Origin of the sequence: Micromonospora sp. NPDC051296 (assembly GCF_040682255.1) — a bacterium.
GTDB classification, from domain to species: Bacteria; Actinomycetota; Actinomycetes; order Mycobacteriales; family Micromonosporaceae; genus Micromonospora; species Micromonospora craterilacus.
The window spans coordinates 1-1,712 of the sequence record NZ_JBFBAO010000639.1 but is presented as its reverse complement, the minus strand read 5'-3'; the positions used below and the strand labels follow the sequence as shown (position 1 = coordinate 1,712).

Genomic DNA, 1,712 nt, shown 5'->3' with positions numbered 1-1,712 from the left:
CAACCAGAAGGCGGGGTATCCGACCACACCATCTGCGGCGTACACGGTTGCCTCGCACTCGTTGTCGTAATCAGGCGGGGTTGTGGTGGTATAGCCGGGGATCGTGAACGCCGGCCCGATCGTTAGCGACATGGCCAGCATTTAACACGACACCGAGATCCGCGCGGCGCACCCCGATCTTTACCAACGCCTCGGAGCCGGCGACTCAGCATGCAATCGGGATTGCAGTACCTTCGTCCCTCAGCGTGACCGGCCGGCGCGGCCCGCTCTGCGAGCCGCATTGACGACGCGACGAAACAGTTCGGCAGGTAACAGGGCTGGCGACATGGCTTGACCAGCGGTCAAGGAGCGCTACCGGACGGCGCACTTGACCGGCGTGGTCCCCAGGAAGCCAGAGGGCCGGCCCGATGTCTCGGACCAGCCCTCTGACCTGCAACTTCACCTTGTCGGGACGGCCGGATTTGAACCGACGACCCCTTGACCCCCAGAACGATTCGCCACACCTCCACGCACGTCACGCACGCTATCCCCAAGATCAAGTCGTGTAGCCGACGGCATGCCGGCCACCATCGCGCACGACGTGTGGTCCCCACCTGGTCCCCGGCCCTGACACGCTCGGCGACAGAAACACGCGGTCTGGAAGGTCGAAGATCACGGCCGACAAGGATCTGGTGGGGCAGGCCAGCCGTAGGACGTGGGGGCCGTTCGTGCCCGCTCGCGACCGCTGGCGGTACCGGCTACTGGCACGTGGACGGCACGGCGATGGAAGAAAGTATCAATGGCTGTACAACTGCGGTTCCGGCTGCCAGCCTGGGGAATCGCGCTGATCCGCATCTTGATAGGTAGGGCCAGGGAGAGACATGCCGAAGCGAGTGGTCCTTACCATGCTGGGGCTCTTCGTGGCCGCATCGCTGTTGGCTGTGGTTGCCCTGGGCGGATTGTGGCTGGCCACACGCATCCTGGAAGCCCCCGGACGGCCCGACTGCTCCGCAGCCGAGGAGGCGTTCGCTGAGAATCTTGGCAAGGATCCGATGGTGAATCGGGCACCTGCTGGCTTGGAGAAGGTTTGGGCTGACTACGCGGAGCCGTGTGAGAGCCTCGCTGCCAGCGACTGGTACGGCGGCGCCGAAACCGCATGGGGCTATTCGGCTGGTAACCGGCCATCGGTAGAAGAGATCGTGCGCTTCTACCGTGAGCTTGCGGTACAGCAAGGATGGCGGATGGAGCGCGGTGCAGGCGAGGTTGAGCGAGCCGATCAGATGGGCATCTGGATCCAGACTATGGATAACACGACACTCTCCTTTAGCCTGCACGCCGACCGGCTCGAAGGGCGAGACGTGTACTGGGCCAGAATCACCTATGACGGCATCGGTACGCAGCGGTAGAAGCGGCGCTTGGATCAACGGGTAGCTGTAGTCGGTGAAGGGCGCTGGCACCGGGGGCGGATCTCCTCGTCGGGCAGTCGTAGACCGTCCAGCCTCCCCGGACGGGGACAAGATGGAGCGCCCTACCGGACGTACGACCTTGGCCCCGTCCGGGGAGGCTGGTAGCCCTTGTGGTGCCCGGCGAGGTGATCCGCCCGGCCGATCTCTGAGGAGGGTCGGGGTTCGGGGCGGAGCCCTGAGGTCTTCCGCTCTTGCAACTCGTAAGCGTGGCCGGCCGGCCCGGCCGATGCCGGCCGGACCCGGGCGGCATCCTGGACCGGCTCGGCG

The 1,712-nt window shown here is 65.4% G+C and carries 1 protein-coding gene; it reads left to right on the top strand.

All coding sequences use genetic code 11. From position 1 onward, the window contains the following. Positions 1 to 860: 860 nt before the first annotated feature. Complete coding sequence (locus AB0M52_RS33745; RefSeq protein ID WP_363961926.1) at positions 861 to 1,385, top strand: hypothetical protein; 525 nt, start codon at positions 861 to 863, stop codon at positions 1,383 to 1,385. Positions 1,386 to 1,712 lie beyond the last annotated feature (327 nt).

Coding starts and splice junctions, on each gene's coding strand:
- AB0M52_RS33745 (WP_363961926.1), top strand. CDS start 861: ATGCCGAAGCGAGTGGTCCTTACCATGCTGGGGCTCTTCGTGGCCGCA.